The organism is Streptomyces sp. NPDC001903 (assembly GCF_042891345.1).
Taxonomy (GTDB): Bacteria; Actinomycetota; Actinomycetes; order Streptomycetales; family Streptomycetaceae; genus Streptomyces.
This window is the reverse complement of sequence record NZ_JBIASZ010000002.1, coordinates 198,028-214,010: the sequence shown is the minus strand read 5'-3', so window position 1 is coordinate 214,010 and position 15,983 is coordinate 198,028. Positions and strand designations below refer to the sequence as shown.

The following is a 15,983-nucleotide window of genomic DNA, read 5'->3' as shown; positions in this document are numbered from 1 at the left end:
ACCGGCACGGTCTCCAGGTTCGGCACGTCGATGCCGGGCGTGATGGCGAGTCGGCCATCAGGCCAAGGCTGCGGCCCCGCCCGATGCCGGCATCGGCGTTGCCCGGGCCTCGCGTGCCAGGGCGCGGCCCGTGGCGTGGTGGACGTATTCGCGGGTGAGCCGGAATCCGGCCGTCCAGGCCAGAAGCCGGCTGGGTCGGTTGTCGCGCGAGCAGCACCAGCTCGCGGTGCGCCCACGTGCCTGGATATCGGCCGCCAAGCCGGCGACGCAGGCCAGTGCGAGACGTTCGCGGCGGTGGTCGGGCACGGTGACGACCGCGATGTCCTCGTAAGCGCTGCCGAGGAAGTAGGTGCAGGCGACGGAGAGGATCCGGCCCTTGGCGAAGGCGGCCCAGGAGTGGCCCGAGGCGGCCAGCCGGGAGGGGCCACCCCAACTGGCGTGGATCCAGGCGTTCTCGGAGTCCAGCTCGGCCAGTGCCGGAACGTCCTCGGGTGTCAGCCGCCGCACCGTCACGCCACGCGGCGTACGGGGGAGGGATACCGATGCCTGAGCCTGGTGGACGTACAGCATCCGTTCCCAGGGGACGACGCGCTCGAACGCGGAGCCGAGGGCGGGCCGGAAGCGTGAGGGCGTCTCGACGTACTGGTCCGCGAACCGGGCCAGGGCATCCGCGGCGAGCGCGCTGGGGTCGCCGCGCAGCAGCACGTGGTCCGCGCAGGTGACGGCGAGGACCCGGGGCCGGTCGGGACGATCGGCCCACCAGCAGCCGGCGCCCGTGGTCAGTACGTGCTCGGCGAGTGCCCCGAGACCTGGGGAGCCGGTGGGAAACCACCGGCTCAGGGTGGGCAGTTGCCGCGGAGCGATTTCGATCATCAACTCTCCCTTGTGGTGCGCGGGCTGTGGTGTGGGGGAGCGGGGCGCTGCCCGACGGGCGGCCGACCCGTCCCGGGGTGGGTTCGCCTTCAGGCGTCATGGCCGACGAGCAGCTCGGCGGGCCAGTCCGGGCATCGGATCGGGTGCTCCTCGGTGGTGCAGGCGGCCGGGGCCACGCGCTCGCCACGGTCGTACGACGCAAGGTGAGGCCCGGTGCCTGCCCGGCGGGGCAGGCACCGGGTGGAAGCGGTCGTCCGCGATACGGGCGGGGGCGGGCGGCCGCGGTTCGGGAACGGTGCGTCAGCGCACCGGCAGGTGAGCAGCGCGCGAGGCCGGGCGCACCGTATGCGGTGGCCGGTCGTCGTGGCGCAGACCGCTGTTCACATCACTCATCCAACTGCCTTGCGAGGCGGGGCTCAAGACAGCCGTCCAGTCCTTGACGCGGCTCTGATGCCGGCGTGGCCCGGACGGGAGTGTGATCTTCTACTGGCCACATCCGACACGGATTGACTCCGCCTCGACAGGCTGTGTGCCGGAGAGGTCTACAACTCGCTGAGACGCGGTCCTGCCCGACCCAGGGCTTCCCGACATGGACGGGATCGATGTGATCAAGCGACTGCGCGTGTGGTCGCAGGTACCCGTCTTGGCGGTCTCCGCCCGCCACGGCTCCGAAGCGGACCCATCGCACCCGCGCCATCTGATCACTGCTCCCGGCATGGGCAACCGCTTCGAGGCGTGACTGAGGCGAGGCTGGCGGGGCGCCGTCAAGGTGCCGTCGATTCCGGGGCCTCCTGCGTAGCATCTGGACGGGTCCAGGTGCAGGGGAGCCGGTGTCAGTATGCGCCGAAGGACCAGAAGACCCCGACCTCTTCGTCGGACACGGCGATGAGGCCCAGTTCTTCGAACAGGTCGAGGCCGTTGATGTACTCGCCTGTGATGAACCCGTGGACCCTCGTCCCTTCCAGGCCGGCCTGGACGAAGTCCCGGGCGGGGTCCGAGGCCGCGTCCCGGGCATTCGTCCAGAACCGGGCGTCCGGGCCGTAGCGGTCCAGCAGGAACCGTGCGTCGGCCAGCAGGGCATCGCGCTCCGGCCGGCTTCGGACGGGCCGGCCTTCGTTCCACTCCTCCGCCATGACGGCGAGCGCGGTGACGGCCCCCGCCGGCTCCAGCTCGTGCAGGCGGTCCCGGAACTCGGCGGCGGGCGGCGGCTCGAAGGGGTACGCCGGCACGGCGTAGCGAGCGTTGTTGGTACGGTCACCGTCGATCCGCAGCCAGCCGCGCGGGTCCGGGACCTCGCGGTGCATCAGGGCGAGCACGTCCTCGGCCCAGTCCTCATGGCGGCGCGGACCGGTGGCGAGGAAGACGTACGGGTCATCCAGCAGGCGCAGGGCTGCCGCGTTCCAGGGGCTCCGGCGCCGCCGCAGCTCCATGAGGGTGCTGCCGACGCTGCGGGCGAACACGTCGGCCGGCGAGCGCGGAATGCCGGCCAGCTCTGCGTACCCCCACCGCAGGAGTTCCGTGGCCCCACCGCCCGCAGCGGCCCCACCCGGCTCGCGCGGCGTCTCGGGGACGACGGCCCGGTTTCCCCGCTGGAGTTCGATGGCTGCCCGCCACAGGTCTTCCAGGTGGGCGTCGAGGAGGTCGAGGGCGATGCGGTCGTCGTCTGCCGTGCTCATGGGCCAATCCTAGGCCCGGCTCCGGATCTTACGAGGCGTGAATCCCCAGCGCGCCAGTCGCACGAGATGGGCTCCGACCGCGGCGGGCAGCGGTGCCGGCCGGCCAGCGGCGAGCTGGTGCAGGCGCGCCATCGAGACCGCCAGGGCTCGTCCGGCGGATGATGGGCCGAGCCGGGGCCGGTACCCCGAGGGCGGGCCGGTGCCGTAATCCTGTTGACTGTCCTGGCAGGCGGTGTTGGAGTCGGTGCGTGGACAGCACCTCCGCCAACCGGCGGCTCTGGAACCGGATCAGCAACGCCTATCAGCGCGAGCACGACCCGCAAATCGGCGCCACACCCCGGCTGTGGGGCATGTACTCCATCCCCGACGCGCACCTGCACGCCCTGGGCGACGTCACCGGCAAGCGCGTCCTCGAACTCGGCTGTGGCGCCGGACAGTGGTCCAGGGTGCTCGCCGCCGAGGGCGCCGCCGTGGTCGGGCTCGACCTGTCCGAGGCCCAACTCGGCGCGGCGGTCCGCGCGATGGGGGCGGCCCGCTACCCGCTCGTGCAAGGCGCCGCCGAACAACTCCCCTTCGCCGACAACAGCTTCGACCTGGTGTTCTGCGACTTCGGTGGGCTCAGCTGGGCGCCCCCGCACCTGGCCGTCCCGCAGGCCGCACGCGTCTTGCGCCGAGGCGGGCGCCTGGTGTTCAACGTCGCCAGCCCATGGTTCGAAGCCTGCTACGACGAAGCCGCCGGCCGCGTGACCACGACGCTGCAGACGGACTACTTCGGGCTGAACACCATCGCCGAAGACGACGGCGCGACCAGCTACCAGCTCACCTACGGCGACTGGGTCAAGGTCCTGCGCGGCGCGGGTCTCGTCATCGACGACCTCATCGAGCCGCGGCCCGAACCCGGAACACCCAACGGCTACAACGAAACCGACCCACCCGACTGGGCACACCGCTGGCCGGCGGAACTGCTCTGGGTGACCCACAAACCGTAAGTCCCGCCGCGCCGAGACGTGAAGGGATCCCCTCGCCGGGCAGGCCTGGGTCGTCCTTTCGGATCTTGCACGTCAGGCGTGATCAAAGGAGACCACCCAGGCCGGGTGCTGTCGGTGGGGTGCCGTAGCGTCGGAGGCGTGATCTCCGAGCCGACGGGCCAGGCCGCGGGCCCCTACGATGCAGCCTTCCTGCCGCGGCTGCGGATGTCCTTCCGGGCTGCGCGCGAGCCGGTCACGGAACCGGTGTCGAAGTTCGGTGGGCAGCCGGTCTGGCTGGACGGACCGGCCTGGCCGGTGCATCCGCGTTCGGGCGAGCCCCTTGTGTTCATCGGCCAGTTCCGGGTGCCTGGCGACGAGCTGCGCCTTGCATACCTGTTCCTGCACGAGGAGGGCATGGACATGGGCGGCAGCGCACCGGAGGACGGCGAGGCCGTCGTTCTGGTCCAGCCGGGTGGGCGGATACCGTCCTTCGCGTCGGTCGGCTCCCCCGGCACGCAGGGGAGAACCCTGTGGCGGTGGGGTCCGGATTACACGGAGGTTCCCGTCGAATGGCTGACGGACCTGGCTCCGATACCGACTGAACTCGACGAGGCGGCGAACCAGGCCGCCGCCTGCTCCCGGTACCTGCGAGGCGAAGGCCCGGACATCGAGTTCCCCGAGGAGGAGTGGCCCAAGGACTTCCTGGGGGGCGAGGCCATCTACCCCAACGACCAGGCCTTCGGCATCGACCCGTCCTGGCTGTTCCTCTGCCAGTTCGAGGATCGGGGTGAGGCGAAGACCGACCCGTTCTTCCTCAACTTCGGCTACGGAAGCGGCTTCCTCTTCCTCAGCTCCGATCACCTTGAAGGCCGGTTCATGTGGGACTGCAGCTAAACGCTTCCTTCAGATCACCTGATCGTTGGCTGATGCGTATCGTTGTTTGACGCACAGTGGGATCGGCGGCCTGAACAGTGGGTGCCGGCATTCGAGCAGGATCAGGATTGGGTGAAAGCTTTGGAGGACGCCCGCCATGCGTTCAGCCTGCCCCTCCCTGCACGAGGTGCTCCGCACCTGGCAGCTGCATGTCGTCGCGGCCCCGGCCGTTGACGCCCTCATGGACCCCGACCAGGATGAGGCCGACTGCGTGGACCTCGACGACGTCCTCGGTGCGCGCCCGTGACCGAACAACCGTGGTCGGTGCGCCTGTCCCCACAAGCCGCAAAGACCCTCGCCGACCTCCCTGAGCCGGCCAGGGAAACGGTCCGCGACGTTCTCGACATCGCCGTGCGCTCCCCGTGGGGCTGGCCCCAGTGGAACGCCGGCGACCCCGAGGGCGAAGATGTCCGAGCCGCGTCCGTCGGCCGGCTCTCCGTCGTCTACGTGGCCAACCGCCTCACCCGCCGGCTGTCCGTCTTGGGTATCGTCTGGCTGGGCTACTAGGTCGGCCTGGGTCACCCTCTCGCGGCTACAGGGTGAGCCGGCTGCGGTTCAGGACCCGAGCTCGAAAACCCGGCCGGTCTCCGCGCCCTCGATGGAGCGCACGTACGCCTGTGCCACCTCCGCGAGGCCCACCGGGGCGAAGCCGGGGAAGAAGTCGCCGTACACGTCCAGGGCTTCGGTGAACACCGTCGGGCTGACCGCGTTGATCCGCTGCGGTGCGATTTCGATCGCGGCGGCCCGTACGAATGCCTCTACCGCGCCGTTCGCCAGCGAGGCAGCCGCGCCCGTCACGATGGGGCTGCGCGCGAGCACCCCGGTGATCAGCGTGAACGAGCCGCGCGGCGACAGCCGGTCCAGGCCCCGGCGGACCAGCTCGACCTGGCTGAGTACCTTGCCCTGGAAGGCGTCGGTCCAGTCCTGCGGGGTCATCTCGGCCACCGGCCGGTACGGGACCGAACCGGCGGCGCTCGCCACCGCGTCCAGGTGGCCGTCCCGCCCGGCGGCTTCGTACAGGGCGGCGATCTGCGCCGGGTCCGTGATGTCGTACCGCAGGTCGCCGCTGGAACGTCCGGCGGTGACGATCTTGTGGCCGCGGGCGGTGAGTGCCCGGTGCACGGCCGTGCCGAGCAGGCCGTGGGCGCCGATCAGGAGGATTCGCATGCGCTCGATGCTAGGAACCCTCCCCACGGTCAGGGAAATACCTTCCATACAGGAGTCATGCTTTCGGGTTATGAATGTCGAGCTCAGGCACCTGCGGGCGCTGGCCGCCATCGGCGACGAGGGGTCCATCACCGGCGCCGCGGCGGTCCTGGGGATCAGCCAGCCCGCCCTGTCGAGGACGCTGGACCAGCTCGAGCACCGCGTCGGTACCCGTCTCGTGGAACGGACGACGCGCCGCCTGGCCTTCACCGCCGAGGGTGAGCGCCTGAAGGAACGCGCCGACCGCATCCTCGGCGAGCTCGACGACGCCCTCGCCGAGGCGGCCGGCTCCACCCGGCCCCTGCGCATCGGTTTCGCCTGGGCAGCCCTCGGCGAACACACCGTGGATCTCCTGCGCGGCTGGCGCCAGGACCACCCCCGCACTCCGGTCGAGGTCCACCACCTGGCGGATCCCTACACCGCCCTTCTCCGCGGGTCCGTCGACGCCGTGTTCCTGCGCGCGCTGCCCGAGAGGACGGCGCCGGACCTGGCCGTCCTGCCGCTCTACAGCGAACCACGCGTCGCCGCCGTGAGCCGGGACGACCCCCTGGCGGCCCGCCCCGAGGTCGCCCTCCGGGACCTGGCCGGCCGGACCGTCGTGCTGTGCGCGACGGCCGCGACCACCAGCAGCGCCCTGTGGCCGGCCGGCAGCAGCCCGGCGGCCACCCGGGTCGTCTCCAACGTGGACGAGTGGCTCACCTCCATCGCCACCGGCGAGGCCGTCGGCATCACGGCCGAGGCCACCCGCCACAGCCATCCCCTTCCCGCAGTGCGCTATCTCCCGCTCACCGACGCCGGGCCCGTCACGGTCCACTTCCTGGCGCCCGCCGTCCCGGGCCACCCGGCCACCGCCGCATTCCGCGCGCATGTCCGGCAGACTTTGACCGGTCCCGTCGAGGATTGACCGGGGCCTGGTGGGCGCCCAGGTCGACCGGCACTCCGGGCTTCGCCATCGTGTGACGCCTACGGCTTGGCTGACGAGGTGGTCGGGGATCCGGCGGGGGCCGCGGAGTCCGGTGTCCCCGCGTAGTCGGGCAGCTCGATGCCGTTGATCGCGCGCCCGACCAGTTCGGTGAACCGTTCGCCGGCGAAATCGGGGCGCGGCTCGGCGTCCGGCCCGAGGACGTCGCGGCTGCGGGCGTTCAGTCGGCCGATCTCCTGATTGGCCTCGACGAACGTACGCATCCGCGCCTCATAGCGGGCGAAGCCGGTGTCGGGGTCCCACTCGGCGGCGGCCAGCTCTCCGGCCAGCAGGTAGGCGCCGACCAATGCCAGCCCGGTGCCCTGTCCGGACATCGGTGACGAGCTGAACGCCGCGTCCCCGAGCAGCGCCACCCGTCCGCTCGACCAGCGGTCCATCACCACCTGGGCGACCTGGTCGAGGTAGAAGTCCGGGGTGTCGTCCAAGTGCGCGAGGATGTCCGGGGCCAGCCAGCCCAGGCCAGCCATCCGCTCACGCAACAGGCGCTTCTGGGCCGCGACGTCACGGTGGTCGACGTCGACGTCGACGTCGACGTCGACGTCGACGTCGAAGTCGCCCGAGGCGGAGTAGAACATGGCCATCGCCCGGGTGGCGTCCTGGATGGGGCGCAGGAGGGCTGACCGCCCGGACTCCTGGTCCTGGTACTCGAGCAGCCAGCGGTCCAGCCCGAACTCGTTGGGCACACTGTAGAACGCCAGCACGTGCCCCAGGTGGCGGAGGAACCGCTCATGCGGCCCGAAGACCATGGCCCGCAGCTCCGAGTGCAGCCCGTCGGCCCCGACCACCAGCTCGAAGCGCCGCCGGTCGCCGCCTGCGAAGACCACGTCGACCCCGTCCGCGTCCTGGGCGAGCTCGGCGATGCGGTCGCCGAAGACGTACTCGACGCCGTCGCGGGTGTCGTCGTAGAGCACCCGGGACAGGTCCCCGCGCAGGATCTCGATGTCCGCGATGAACCCGTCGCCACCGTGGTCGTCCACGCGGAAGGTCTCCAGCACCCGCCCGTCCGCGTCCACGGTGTGCGCGCCGGCGGTGTCGGTGCACGCCGCGCGGACCGCCGCGTCCAGCCCCATGCGCTCGATGACCTCCTTGGCGACCCCGCGTGCGTCCACCGCCTGCCCGCCGGGACGCAGCTCGGGAGCCCGCTCCACCACGGTCACCTCGGCCCCCCGCCGGCGCAGCCAGTGGGCCAGGGCGGGTCCCGCAATGCTCGCCCCCGCCACCAAGACCCTGGGGCCGTGCACCCGCGTCCCCTGCTCGCTCGTCCGGATCGTGCGCTCCTGCTCGTTGTCGTTGACGCCCATCACTGCCTCCACGTGCTTTCTCCCGTGCTGGGCGCGCTGGAACGCTCCCGGCGCGGGCCCACTGCCGTCGGTATGTCCAGGGTGTGGACTGCGGATCCGCACGAAACTAAGCGCCAGGGCGAGCAGGCCCTTGCGGAAGGCTTCCGCGTAGCGGCCCAGCCGGTCTCCGAGGGCGGCGTACGGGCCCGTACGACCGTGTCGGCTTCAGACCGAGCCCGGCGGTACGGCGCTGCCGTCATCGCAGAGGCGCCCATTCGGGCGGTCGCCCGTGTGCGGCGGCCACCAGGCTCGGAATGCGGTGCCCGGGAGGAGGACATTGGGGTCGGGTCCTGCCGCTGCCCTTGGAAGCCTGGCGGCCGAGGAGAGGCGAGGTGGCCGACGTGGCAAAGGCTCCGGCGGACCCGCGGAACTCAGCGGCTCCTCGTACCAGTGGGCCTCGCGGCTGGCGACCCCGAAGGTCGGCTGGGGGTTCGGCTGGCTCTCCTTCTGCTTCCTGGCGGTCGCCGTGGTGGCCGTCGACAACGCGCTGGCGAGCCAGGCGTTCATGCCGCTCGCCGGCATGGAGCCCGACGAGGACGCCGCACGGGTGATCACACTGGTGGTGCTGCTCGTCCAGACCGTGCTCGCCATCGCCTCCACCCGCATCGTCAGCGTCATCAACACGGCGGCCGTCGCGATCGAAGTGGCCCTGGTCGTGGTGGTGTCGATCGCGCTCGCCATCGCTGTTCTCGTCACCGGCGACGGCGCGGCGGACAACCTCACCTCACGCGGGATCGCCGCGCATGCTCCCGACTACTTCGCCGTCGGCGGTGGTCTGATGCTGGCGATGATCATGGGCCTGGCCACGCTGGTCGGCTTCGACTCCGCGGCGAACCTGGCCGAGGAGGCCAAGGACGCGCACCGCACCGTTCCGCGCGCGATCGTGGGATCGGTCGTGGCGGCCGCGGCCTTGGGCATGTTGTTCCTGATCGCGCTCACCGTCGCGATCAAGGACATTCCACGTATCTCCGCCGGCGGATCACCGGTCGCGGCCATCATGCGTGACCAGCTCGGTCCGGTCATGGAGCGGGCGCTGCTGGTCGCCATCACGTTCGCGTTCTTCGGCGCCGGGATCGTGACTCTGACGGCGTGCGCGCGCCTTGTCTTCGCGATGGCGCGCGATGGGCGCTTCCCGGCCCATCGGCTGATGCGACGGGTCAGCCCGCGGACGCGGACCCCGGTCCCGGCGACCGTCCTGGTCTTCGCCCTCGGAGTCGTCCTCATGGTCGCGCTGCCGGGCGCAGCGCTGCTGGAGCTGATCACGGCATCGACGATCCTCCCGGCACTCATCTACGGCGCGACGATCGTCCTCTACCTGGCGGTGCGCGGGCGACTGGGCCGCAAGAAGGGCGCGTTCGACCTCGGACGCTTCGAGCTCCCGGTCGCGATCGCCGCCCTGGTGTGGACGCTCGCCGCGCTGTTCGTGCTGGTCTCACCGCGAGAGGCCTTCGTCTCCGTCGTGATCGTGGCCGGTCTCCTCCTGGTGGGCGGGGTGTTCTTCCTCGTCATGCTGACGGTCGACCGCGAGGCGCTGGAGACCGAGCCCGGAGACATGAGTGAGGCCTTCCGCCCCTGAGGCGGCGGCCCGAGGCCGGGAGGCTCACCGGCCCTCAGGGGTGAGGGCGCCGCCCCCGCTTCCGTCTGTGCACACCAAGCCCCGTCAACGGCGTTCACGTCGGCCCGATCACTCCGGTTCCGGTTGCCGGCACATCAGTCGGGTTGCTGCACCGGGTGTGTGTCGGGCCGTGCGCGTTGCGCGATCAGAGCCGCCGGGACCGCCGTGATCATCAGGGCTCCCCGAAGTGCCTCGGGGAGGCGGTCACGCCCTCGTGGGCGGGTCGACTTCCACCGTGTTCTCGGCGATGACGGTCACTCCGTCATCGGCGCTCCCCTGCCACAGTGGCAGGGGGCCGAACACCGGGTTCAAAGGCAGTTCGTACCCGGGCGGCGCCTGGGTCTCCAGCCAGTAGTACGTGCCGAAGGGCTCCGTACGAGAGCACACGCCGTCCGCCCCGGTGGTGCAAGGGCCTGAGATGCCGGTGTCCGGGTCGGCGCCGGTGGTCTGGAGACCCGGGATGCCGTTGGTCTCCTCCCACAGCTGGAAGACCGCGCCGGCCAGAGGGTCGCCCGTGGTCGCGTCCTCCTTGATCACCGTGACCGCACCGGTCCCGGGCGAACCCGGTCCGTCGCAGTCGGGCGACCCGTCCGGGCAGTGGCGCGGGGGACGGCAGGGGCCGCAGTGGTGTGGGGGTTGGCAAGGGCCCCCAGGGAGGGCAGCATCGCCGTGGGGGGCGTCGCGGCCGCCGTGATCCGGTGGGCACACCGTGCCCGTGCCGTTGCTGCCGACCGAGGCCCTGCCGGGGAACGGCTCTGCCGCCGCCGTGTACGACGGGGTTGCCGCCAGCAGGGCCGCCACCGCCATCCCGATGGCCCATGGGCGCCAGGAGGTCCGTGTCGCGCGGAGTTCACGAGGATCCATGGCACGCATGATCGGGCCGGGCAAGTGGAGCGGGGTGACGACACCCTGGTGCTTCTGCCTTCCGTCCGTACGACCACTCGAACGGCTTCGATGTGGTTCGCCCCAGGTTCGTACGGCCGCGGGCGGGTTTCGCTGCCCCACGGCGGAGTCGCAGGGTGCGCAGTGTCAGCAGCACGACCTGGACCAAGGTGACGCGATGCGGTGGTGGAGGGCCCGGGGGATAGTGGTGTGGGTATGGCGCGTCATGTCGCAGCGCCTTGGAGGTTTCGATGCCCCGTCTGCCCTTCGGCCGCCGGGCCGGACTGTCGTTCGTCACCACCGGAAGCGCCCTCGTCCTCGCCTTGGCCGTGGCGGCCCGGCCCCCGCGTCAGGCGCTTACGGCAGTGTGACCGTCACGCTGGGAAACCCCCTCATGACCGCCCCGAGGGTCTCCATCAACGACCCGGTGGACAACCACTGTTACACCGTCAAGGAGCTGTTCCCCGACGCTCCCGAGGGCAGCACGTTCAGTTCCGTCAGCAACAACGCCACGACGCCCATCAACGCCTACGAGGGAGACGCCTGCTCGGGGGCGGCAACGGCGACGTCGCCGATGGGTTACGGGATGTTCCTCAGCGGCGCCCCCATCCGTTCGATCAAGATCCTGCCGGGGCCGTCGGTCCCCACCATGCCCACCGACTTCGCGACGCCCGCGGCCTGACCGTCGGAGCCAGGCCGGTCCTGGCTGCCGCTCCGCGGGGACCAGTTCGCGGGTGCCGTTCTCGCAGGTGCGCTCCGGGTTCAGGGTGTGGCCCAGTACCGGGCCCAGGCCCGGGCGGCGTTGACCGTCTCCTCCAGCCCGGTCGTCCCGTACGCCTGCCAGGCTTCCCAGGACCGCGCTTCGGCCTCGGTGAGGACCACCACGGCCTCGCGGGGGGCGGCCGCGAACGCGGGGACGGTCCGCGCCCAGCAGGCGGCCTGCTCGGGGGTCTGGTTGCCGTCCAGGACGAGCCGCATGCCCCACAGGGCGGTGTCGATCCAGGCGGGCCCGCGCATCGCCCATGCCCAGTCGATCATCCACACGCGGCCGCTGCGCTCGACCATGAAGTTGGAGGCGGCCGGGTCGGAGTGCACGAGCCGGTCCCCGGTCAGGAGCGGCTCGTCTGCCGGGTCGCAGTACGCGGCCCACCGCTCCCACGGCGTGAGCCGGACCTCCTTCGGGGCGGGGTACCGGCTCAGCTCGCGCAGCACGGCGGCGATCGGCTCCAGGTGGCCGCTGCCGTCGCCGAACCACGCCCAGGCGCTCGCGTTGACGCCCTCGAAGGCGACCAGGAGCCAGCCGCCGGCTTCCTGCTGCCACAGCATCCTGGGGGCGCTGGCGGGCAGGTGCGGGTTGACTGCGGCCTCCGCTTCGAGCTCGCCGATCCGTTCGTGGTCGAGAGGCAGTCCCTTGACGAACACCATCTCCGTGTCCGACTCCGAGGGCCAGAAGAGGGAGGCGAGTGCGGAGCTGGTGCCGTTCTCCACCTCGGTGTGCGGGCAGCCGGGCCCGACCCGGTCGGCGATCGCCTGCCGGGTCGCTTCGGGAAGCTCGTCGAAGGGGAGCCGGTCGACACGCATGCCGACTCAGCGCCCGGGCGGGGGCTGCTGCGGGTTGCTCGGCGGGAACGGCGGGTTCTTGTCCGGCCGGGTGGGCGGGCCGGTGGACGGCCGCCCCGGCGGCGGAGTGGAGGTGGGCCCTGGGGTCGGGCGGCGATCGAGCACGGGGGTCGTCATGGCGGCGAAGGTACCCGCTGTCACGGGGCCGGCGCCGGGTGTTGGAGGCAACGGCCGATTGCGGGCGGCCCGGGCGCCGAGGATGGTCCGCGGTCCATGCTGCTGGCCTGTTTGGAGGATTGCCGTCCGGCCGTCTCCGCCCCGCCGAGCCTTGGCGGCTTCCGGCGCGGAGGGCGGTGTGGTGAGCGGCGATGAGCGCGGGGTAAGCATCTGCTCATGAGGCTGATCAGTGAGGACTCCCGCCGCATCGCGCTGCCCGTCTCTTGGAAGCGGTATGCGGCAGCCGCCGTGGTGGTAGCGGCGGCTGCGACGGCGGGCTCGGTTGCTGTCGATGCCGACAGCGCCTGGTACCGGAGCCTGCGCAAGCCCGCGTGGCAGCCGCCGTCGTGGGCGTTCGGCGTGGTGTGGACGCCGCTGTATGCCTCGATCGCCTTCGCCGCCGGTCATGCGCTCGGCCGCACCCGAGGGCGGGAGGGTGCCCGCCTTGCCGCCTCGTTCGGGGTGAACCTGGCACTCAACGCCGGATGGACGTGGCTGTTCTTCCGCCGCCGAAGCCCACGGGCCGCGCTGGCCGGCACGCTGATCCTCGACCTCAGCAACGCCGAACTCATCCGCCGCACCTCGCGGACCGACCCGGTCGCCGCCCGCGCCCTGTTGCCGTACTCCGCCTGGTGCGTGTTTGCCACGGCCCTGAACATCTCCCTCACCCGGCGTAACCCATGAGGCCCCTGCCTGCGTTGCCGCGCCCGCCGCACCGTCCGCCACCGCACCGGAGGCCGGGGGTAAGGACGCCCGCGCGATGTACGGGCCGCAGACTGAGCGGTGGAGCGGCCTGGCCGCTCACCACGACAAGAGCTACGAGTCCTACCAGGCCACCGCCGTCACCGGTGCCTCAAGCTTGTTCTGGTTTTGATCTTTGAAAGCGGGCCCTGGTGCGCTGTGCGTGGACGCGGCGCGCGTGCTTCGCCGTCACCGCCACCGGGAGGCCGGCCAGGAGGAGGGCGAGCCCCACCGGGAGCACCCCCATCCACGCCGTCGGTGAGACGTACGCGGTGCCGGAGGTGCCGTCCACCAGCCACGCATGGACTGGCAGCGACCTGATGTCGCCCTCGACGGGGACTTCGAACGAGGAGCCGCCGTTGTCGGGGGTGAAGGTGGCCGAGCAGAACGTCGACGTTCCCGCGTTGGCCACGGTGTTGTCGTACGTCCGGCAGTCGGCTTGGGCCACGGTCCCGGGCTCGCCCCACAGCGCTGCCCGTAGCTCTGAGGTGAAGTTCGTCAGCACGAGGTAGGCCAAAAGCAGTCCGACCAGGCAGGCCAGCGCCAGCCACGGCACGGGTCCGACCTGTTCCGGTTGCCCGTCCCGAACGTCCCCGCCCTCGCTCATCCGCATCCTCGGATCGCCGACCGACTTACATGGTGACCGATCCGCAGTACCTTCGGAAGCCCTGGTGCGTGTTCACGGCTCGCCTCATGGGGTTGCCCGCTGCCCGGCACCCTGCCCTTCCGTGCCTCATCCGGCCTGACCTGGTCTCCGCCGACGTGCCCGCGACGTCTCCCTCCGCCGCCGCACCCCCTTTGGCACACCTGAAGCGCAGGCGGTCGGACCAGGTGTCGGAGGGCAGAGCGGGAAAAATGCGCGTCCCGCTCCGCCACCCCGATTGCTGCACACGGACCTGTCGTGCAGATGTCACCGGCGCCGACCACCACCGTCCCGGGCGGTCCGCTCGTCGTAGGCGCTTGTCATGGGCCGGCGGGCCGCCGATCGGCAGCCCCGGGTCACACGGAGCGGGCGGCCTGCCGGATGAGGTCCAGTACAGCCTCGGGCCGCGAGAGCATCGGGACGTGCGACGAGTCGACCTCGACCGCCGTGGCGCCCATGCGCTCGACCTCGAAGCGCTGGAGTTCGGGTACGACCGCGTGGTCCTGCCCGGTCACGCAGAACCAGCTGGGCTTCGTCCGCCAGGCCGGGTCGTTCGTGCTGGCGCCGAGCACGGCCTCCGCCGCCGAGCCCTGAGTCGCCCATACGAGCTGCTGCTCGGCCTCCGGGAGGTCTCCGCAGAAGTCGGCGATGCCGTCGCGGGCGATCCACAGCCGACCGTCCTCGGCGTCCAGGTGCGAGAAGAGCGGCGGCGGGTCGAACTTGCCGATCAGGTCCTGCGGAGTCTCCCCGGCGTCCGGGGCCAAGGCGGCGATGTAGACGAGCCCGGCGACCCGCTCGTCGGTTCCCGCGGCCGTGATGACGAAGCCGCCCCACGAGTGGCCGACGAGGATCGCCGGTGCGCTGACCCGGCCCAGCGCCCGGCGCACGGCGTCGACGTCCCCATCCAGCGAGTCCAGCGCGTTCTGGGCGGACACCACCTCGTGCCCGTCGCGCTGGAGGGCGGGGATCAGCTTGCTGTAGCAGGACCCGTCGGCCCACAGGCCGTGGGCGAACACGATGCTCGGCTTGCTCGGCGACATCAGCGGTTTCCTCTCGGTGGGTTCCCCCGTGCTCCGATTTCTCCCGACCTCCGAGTCCACACCACGACACGGGGCACCGCAAACGAGCCATCCGGGCGCAGGGGGCCGTCGCCGTGAACCGTGCGGCAGGACGGGTGGTGCCCGGCGCCGGGTGGTGGAGGTCAGAGCGCGCCGGGGCGGGGCCGCGCCGAGGGCCTGCTGCCCGCAGGGTTGAGCAACCGTGCACGGCCTCGGATGACGATCGGGTCGGCGGCTGAGGTCGGCGGGCCGCGATGGCGTGGAATCCGAAGCGCCGTCCTACGTGACACAGCCTGAGGTGCGTACTCGGGCCGGTACGGGGGTTGGTCCTACGGTCGTGGCGATCGATACGAGCCAGCGCCGCAGCAGCGGCCGGCACCAGGAAACCGGGGGAGTCATGAAGATCTTCAAAGCATCGGCATCGGCCATTGCCGCAGGCGCTCTGACCGCGACCAGCCTGTTGGGGATGTCCACTTCCGCGAGCGCATCAAGCTGGAACTGTTCGACCGTGATCACCGAAAACAAGCGTGCAGCGTCGGTCCTGTGCTCCGGGGACGGTCCCGTGCGCGTCGGTGTCTACTGCGACTCGGACCGGTACCCGTACCGTACGACCCTCTACGGCCCCTGGGGTGCCCGGACCAGTCTGGTCGAGGTGAGCAACTGCTTCATCAGCTCCGCCTGGGCTGATGTCTAAGTCGCGCTCGCCCTTGAAAGCGTGTAGCAGCTGATCTGCCCGGAGCGGCCTTGGCCGACGGCGTCGGACCGCGAGACGCGGCCACGCGAGCACCGCAGAGATGTTCCGTGCAGGTCCTTCCTCACCAGCATCGGCGGGTACGGGGATCCCGTACCCGCCGAGGGCGACCAACTCGTGCCAGAGCTCGCTCGAACCGGTGCAGTCCGCATGGAAGCGGTGCTGCACGTGCTCGATGAATGGGTCGAGGACACCGTGCTCGCGGTCCTGCGCCGAGGCGAGAAGCCCTGCCAGGTTCTTGTTCTGGCGGCCGCCGGCGGGCAGCCCGGCAACGTGACGCAAGTACCGACTGTGAACGGCCCCTGGAGAATCTGTCCTGCAGTCCCGAAAACCTTCTGGTCGGCCCTCGAGCGTGATGGCTGGCCTGCAGGCAGGGGCAGGCAGGGGCAGGCAGGGGCGCCGCCCGCGATGGTCCTGGAGCTCGTTACTGGGCTCCACTCCGGTGATGGCGGACAGCAGTGACGGCTGACGCCTCCGTGTCGCCCATCCTGGCGGGGGACTGCCGGGTGTCCATGGCCTACGGATTCGTGACCGGCCCC

The 15,983-nt window shown here is 71.3% G+C and carries 18 protein-coding genes and 1 pseudogene; 10 read left to right on the top strand and 9 right to left on the bottom strand.

The features are described 5' to 3' along the window. Positions 1 to 57: 57 nt before the first annotated feature. Positions 58 to 873, bottom strand: coding sequence for a GNAT family N-acetyltransferase (locus ACFYZS_RS04555; RefSeq protein ID WP_389006767.1), 816 nt, complete (start codon positions 871 to 873; stop codon positions 58 to 60). A 556-nt stretch (positions 874 to 1,429) separates the two neighbouring features. Between ACFYZS_RS04555 and ACFYZS_RS04550 the strand changes: the two are divergent. Next, positions 1,430 to 1,546 (top strand): annotated as a pseudogene (locus tag ACFYZS_RS04550) (DNA-binding response regulator); the annotation flags it as partial. 160 nt (positions 1,547 to 1,706) lie between these two features. Here ACFYZS_RS04550 and ACFYZS_RS04545 read toward each other — a convergent pair. Beyond that, entirely contained in the window at positions 1,707 to 2,549 is an 843-nt protein-coding gene (locus ACFYZS_RS04545; RefSeq protein ID WP_389006764.1) for a hypothetical protein, read from the bottom strand. A 248-nt stretch (positions 2,550 to 2,797) separates the two neighbouring features. On the opposite strand from ACFYZS_RS04545, the gene ACFYZS_RS04540 reads away from it, so the two are divergent. The 4 genes from ACFYZS_RS04540 (at position 2,798) to ACFYZS_RS04525 (ending at position 4,957) form a co-directional block, all read left to right on the top strand. After that, positions 2,798 to 3,538: a class I SAM-dependent methyltransferase gene (locus ACFYZS_RS04540; RefSeq protein ID WP_389006761.1), complete on the top strand. Its 741-nt coding sequence runs from the start codon at positions 2,798 to 2,800 to the stop codon at positions 3,536 to 3,538. A gap of 138 nt (positions 3,539 to 3,676) precedes the next feature. Continuing rightward, complete coding sequence (locus ACFYZS_RS04535) at positions 3,677 to 4,411, top strand: hypothetical protein (RefSeq protein WP_389006758.1); 735 nt, start codon at positions 3,677 to 3,679, stop codon at positions 4,409 to 4,411. A gap of 136 nt (positions 4,412 to 4,547) precedes the next feature. After that, entirely contained in the window at positions 4,548 to 4,697 is a 150-nt protein-coding gene (locus ACFYZS_RS04530) for a hypothetical protein (RefSeq protein WP_389006755.1), read from the top strand. Further along, positions 4,694 to 4,957, top strand: coding sequence for a hypothetical protein (locus ACFYZS_RS04525; RefSeq protein WP_389006752.1), 264 nt, complete (start codon positions 4,694 to 4,696; stop codon positions 4,955 to 4,957). Before ACFYZS_RS04530 ends, ACFYZS_RS04525 begins: the two co-directional genes overlap by 4 nt. Positions 4,958 to 5,005: 48 nt before the next feature. Here ACFYZS_RS04525 and ACFYZS_RS04520 read toward each other — a convergent pair whose 3' ends face one another. Beyond that, positions 5,006 to 5,617 carry a short chain dehydrogenase gene (locus tag ACFYZS_RS04520; protein WP_389006749.1) on the bottom strand — a complete coding sequence of 204 codons (612 nt, stop codon included), beginning with the start codon at positions 5,615 to 5,617 and terminating at the stop codon, positions 5,006 to 5,008. A gap of 70 nt (positions 5,618 to 5,687) precedes the next feature. Here ACFYZS_RS04520 and ACFYZS_RS04515 point away from each other — a divergent pair, with 70 nt between their 5' ends. Beyond that, the gene (locus ACFYZS_RS04515; RefSeq protein WP_389006747.1) at positions 5,688 to 6,560 is read left to right on the top strand and encodes a LysR substrate-binding domain-containing protein; all 873 of its coding nucleotides are present in this window, start codon (positions 5,688 to 5,690) and stop codon (positions 6,558 to 6,560) included. Positions 6,561 to 6,619: 59 nt separating this feature from the next. Here ACFYZS_RS04515 and ACFYZS_RS04510 read toward each other — a convergent pair whose 3' ends face one another. Beyond that, positions 6,620 to 7,951 (bottom strand): FAD-dependent monooxygenase, encoded by a 1,332-nt coding sequence (locus ACFYZS_RS04510; protein ID WP_389006745.1) that lies wholly within the window; start codon positions 7,949 to 7,951, stop codon positions 6,620 to 6,622. Positions 7,952 to 8,255: 304 nt separating this feature from the next. Here ACFYZS_RS04510 and ACFYZS_RS04505 point away from each other — a divergent pair, with 304 nt between their 5' ends. Beyond that, positions 8,256 to 9,554 (top strand): APC family permease, encoded by a 1,299-nt coding sequence (locus tag ACFYZS_RS04505; protein ID WP_389006742.1) that lies wholly within the window; start codon positions 8,256 to 8,258, stop codon positions 9,552 to 9,554. A gap of 243 nt (positions 9,555 to 9,797) precedes the next feature. On the opposite strand, the gene ACFYZS_RS04500 is transcribed toward ACFYZS_RS04505, so the two are convergent. Further along, positions 9,798 to 10,130, bottom strand: coding sequence for a prealbumin-like fold domain-containing protein (locus tag ACFYZS_RS04500; RefSeq protein WP_389006740.1), 333 nt, complete (start codon positions 10,128 to 10,130; stop codon positions 9,798 to 9,800). A gap of 739 nt (positions 10,131 to 10,869) precedes the next feature. On the opposite strand from ACFYZS_RS04500, the gene ACFYZS_RS04495 reads away from it, so the two are divergent. Continuing rightward, positions 10,870 to 11,157, top strand: a complete 288-nt coding sequence (locus tag ACFYZS_RS04495) for a hypothetical protein (protein ID WP_389006737.1) — start codon at positions 10,870 to 10,872, stop codon at positions 11,155 to 11,157. 80 nt (positions 11,158 to 11,237) lie between these two features. Here ACFYZS_RS04495 and ACFYZS_RS04490 read toward each other — a convergent pair whose 3' ends face one another. Beyond that, positions 11,238 to 12,056: a phosphotransferase family protein gene (locus tag ACFYZS_RS04490; RefSeq protein WP_389006734.1), complete on the bottom strand. Its 819-nt coding sequence runs from the start codon at positions 12,054 to 12,056 to the stop codon at positions 11,238 to 11,240. Between the two features lie 372 nt (positions 12,057 to 12,428). Between ACFYZS_RS04490 and ACFYZS_RS04485 the strand changes: the two genes are divergently transcribed. Beyond that, entirely contained in the window at positions 12,429 to 12,935 is a 507-nt protein-coding gene (locus ACFYZS_RS04485) for a TspO/MBR family protein (protein ID WP_389006731.1), read from the top strand. A gap of 169 nt (positions 12,936 to 13,104) precedes the next feature. Here ACFYZS_RS04485 and ACFYZS_RS04480 read toward each other — a convergent pair whose 3' ends face one another. The 3 genes from ACFYZS_RS04480 to ACFYZS_RS04470 form a co-directional block, all read right to left on the bottom strand. Beyond that, positions 13,105 to 13,599 carry a hypothetical protein gene (locus ACFYZS_RS04480; protein ID WP_389006729.1) on the bottom strand — a complete coding sequence of 165 codons (495 nt, stop codon included), beginning with the start codon at positions 13,597 to 13,599 and terminating at the stop codon, positions 13,105 to 13,107. A gap of 392 nt (positions 13,600 to 13,991) precedes the next feature. Continuing rightward, the gene (locus tag ACFYZS_RS04475; RefSeq protein ID WP_389006726.1) at positions 13,992 to 14,675 is read right to left on the bottom strand and encodes an alpha/beta fold hydrolase; all 684 of its coding nucleotides are present in this window, start codon (positions 14,673 to 14,675) and stop codon (positions 13,992 to 13,994) included. Between the two features lie 297 nt (positions 14,676 to 14,972). Beyond that, on the bottom strand, positions 14,973 to 15,218 hold the full coding sequence (locus tag ACFYZS_RS04470) for a hypothetical protein (protein WP_389006724.1): 246 nt from the start codon (positions 15,216 to 15,218) through the stop codon (positions 14,973 to 14,975). 376 nt (positions 15,219 to 15,594) lie between these two features. Here ACFYZS_RS04470 and ACFYZS_RS04465 point away from each other — a divergent pair, with 376 nt between their 5' ends. After that, positions 15,595 to 15,906, top strand: coding sequence for a hypothetical protein (locus tag ACFYZS_RS04465; RefSeq protein WP_389006721.1), 312 nt, complete (start codon positions 15,595 to 15,597; stop codon positions 15,904 to 15,906). The last annotated feature ends 77 nt before the right edge of the window (positions 15,907 to 15,983 follow it).

Coding starts and splice junctions, on each gene's coding strand:
- ACFYZS_RS04545 (WP_389006764.1), bottom strand. CDS start 2,549: ATGAGCACGGCAGACGACGACCGCATCGCCCTCGACCTCCTCGACGCC.
- ACFYZS_RS04520 (WP_389006749.1), bottom strand. CDS start 5,617: ATGCGAATCCTCCTGATCGGCGCCCACGGCCTGCTCGGCACGGCCGTG.
- ACFYZS_RS04495 (WP_389006737.1), top strand. CDS start 10,870: ATGACCGCCCCGAGGGTCTCCATCAACGACCCGGTGGACAACCACTGT.
- ACFYZS_RS04485 (WP_389006731.1), top strand. CDS start 12,429: ATGAGGCTGATCAGTGAGGACTCCCGCCGCATCGCGCTGCCCGTCTCT.
- ACFYZS_RS04555 (WP_389006767.1), bottom strand. CDS start 873: ATGATCGAAATCGCTCCGCGGCAACTGCCCACCCTGAGCCGGTGGTTT.
- ACFYZS_RS04515 (WP_389006747.1), top strand. CDS start 5,688: ATGAATGTCGAGCTCAGGCACCTGCGGGCGCTGGCCGCCATCGGCGAC.
- ACFYZS_RS04480 (WP_389006729.1), bottom strand. CDS start 13,599: ATGAGCGAGGGCGGGGACGTTCGGGACGGGCAACCGGAACAGGTCGGA.
- ACFYZS_RS04530 (WP_389006755.1), top strand. CDS start 4,548: ATGCGTTCAGCCTGCCCCTCCCTGCACGAGGTGCTCCGCACCTGGCAG.
- ACFYZS_RS04475 (WP_389006726.1), bottom strand. CDS start 14,675: ATGTCGCCGAGCAAGCCGAGCATCGTGTTCGCCCACGGCCTGTGGGCC.
- ACFYZS_RS04465 (WP_389006721.1), top strand. CDS start 15,595: ATGGAAGCGGTGCTGCACGTGCTCGATGAATGGGTCGAGGACACCGTG.
- ACFYZS_RS04490 (WP_389006734.1), bottom strand. CDS start 12,056: ATGCGTGTCGACCGGCTCCCCTTCGACGAGCTTCCCGAAGCGACCCGG.